At 47.7% G+C, this 1,657-nt stretch carries 1 protein-coding gene; it reads left to right on the top strand.

Going from position 1 to position 1,657, the window contains the following annotated elements; translation table 11 throughout:
- Nucleotides 1-322: 322 nt before the first annotated feature.
- Complete coding sequence (locus ABGY95_RS00530; RefSeq protein ID WP_347439726.1) at nt 323-1,222, top strand: hypothetical protein; 900 nt, start codon at nt 323-325, stop codon at nt 1,220-1,222.
- Nucleotides 1,223-1,657: the final 435 nt, after the last annotated feature.

The raw sequence follows: 1,657 nt of genomic DNA, 5'->3' as shown, positions 1-1,657 counted from the left end.
CGCATCGCTATCGAAGCTGGGGTTTCTGCTCCTTGGTTCAAGTACACTGGCCTCAATGGTGACGTTCTCGCAATCGACCGTTTCGGCATCTCCGCTCCTGGTGATGTTGTGATGGAGAAGCTTGGAATGACTGCTGGTGATGTGGTGACTGCTGCGAGGAACCTTCTAGTCTAGTTTTAATTATTTAGACCATCAGCTCACCTTCATTTGAGGGTGAGCTGATTTTTTTTGTGCAATCTGCAACTTATTTCAAAATTGCAGGTTTCACATAGCGTCTCTCGTGGTTATGCTGCCATTTTTCACACTAAGTTAGTTGTCTACTATGAAACTCATTCCGACCGCCACAGCCGCCCTATTTCTAGGTGTCACTTCCGCATTGATTGCGCAAGAGGGGAGGCCTCATGGCAAGCGAGATAAGAGGCCTTCTCGCGAGGATATACTCAAGCGTTTTGATCTCGATAAGGACGGCGAACTCTCCGAAGAAGAACGTCAAACTGCGCGTGAAGCTCGCTCTCAGCGGAGGGGCGGGAATGAACGGCCAGAAGAGGCTGTTTCACATGGCAGGCGTGGACAGAAGCCCCATGATGGCGAACGTTTTAAGAGACAGCTTGAGAAGTTTGATAGAGACAAGGACGGCAAGCTTTCAGATGAAGAGCGCCGTATAGCACGCGATACTATAGCCAAAGGCTTTGGTCAGCGCGGTGATAAAATGCGTGAGCACATGCTCAACAAATTTGATAAAGACGGCGATGGTAAACTCTCTGATGGGGAGCGTAAACATGCTCACAAGGAGATGCAGAGGCATCGAGTCATGATGTCGGATAGAATGAAAAAAGCGAAAAAACGCTTCATGGCAAAATTCGATACCGATCGGGATGGCGTCATTTCTGAAGAGGAAAAAGTGGCAGCAAAGATTGACGTTGATAAGCGAACTTCGAAGCTAAAGCACGAGCTAATCCTTAAGCACGATGCAGACGGCGATGGGCATCTGTCGGAAGATGAGCGCCGTAGAGCCCACGAGAAGGAGAAGCAAGAGATGCTCGACCGCTTCGATGCCGATAAGGATGGTGAGCTTAATGAGGAAGAGAAGAAAGTCGCTTTTGATTACATGCTAGAGCATCAGCCATATAGGCTCATGCACCAGATGAAAAGAAAGAAGGGTGGCTCAAACCATGGTGAACGTGGAGCTCACCCTCACTCTAAAAGTGAAAGAGCTCGCTGACTTCAACGTGACTAAGCTCGCGTAAATTCTCAACCAGAGACATACCTTAGGGTTAGGATAAAAAATAAGGAGAAGCTTCGATGGTGGCGAGGGAGATTTTGCTCACGCTAGCCTCGATTTGTACTAGTGAGAGTAAGGGATGGGTGGTGTGGAATAGCCCAGCATTGGTGCCGGCTCGGAGTTGGATGCCATCTATTGAGATCTTTAGCTAGTACGCTTCGGCTCCGATTTTTTCACTGAGCTTTGCGGTGATTCTAAGTTTGATGTTGAGTGACATCCTGTTGCTAGATGCCTGCCATCTCTGTTTTACTTCTTTTGTTGAGCTTGGATTCAACCTGGAAGTGCACCTTGTTAGTTAGGTGTTAAAAACATAAAGTTTGGGGTCTTTCTGTCGAGTACTTTACGAGGTCTGCTGTTTAGCTTTCTCTCAACTTC

The sequence above is a fragment of the Rubritalea sp. genome, assembly GCF_039830215.1.
In the GTDB taxonomy this organism is placed as follows: domain Bacteria; phylum Verrucomicrobiota; class Verrucomicrobiia; order Verrucomicrobiales; family Akkermansiaceae; genus Rubritalea.
This window is presented reverse-complemented; position numbering and strand designations above follow the sequence as displayed.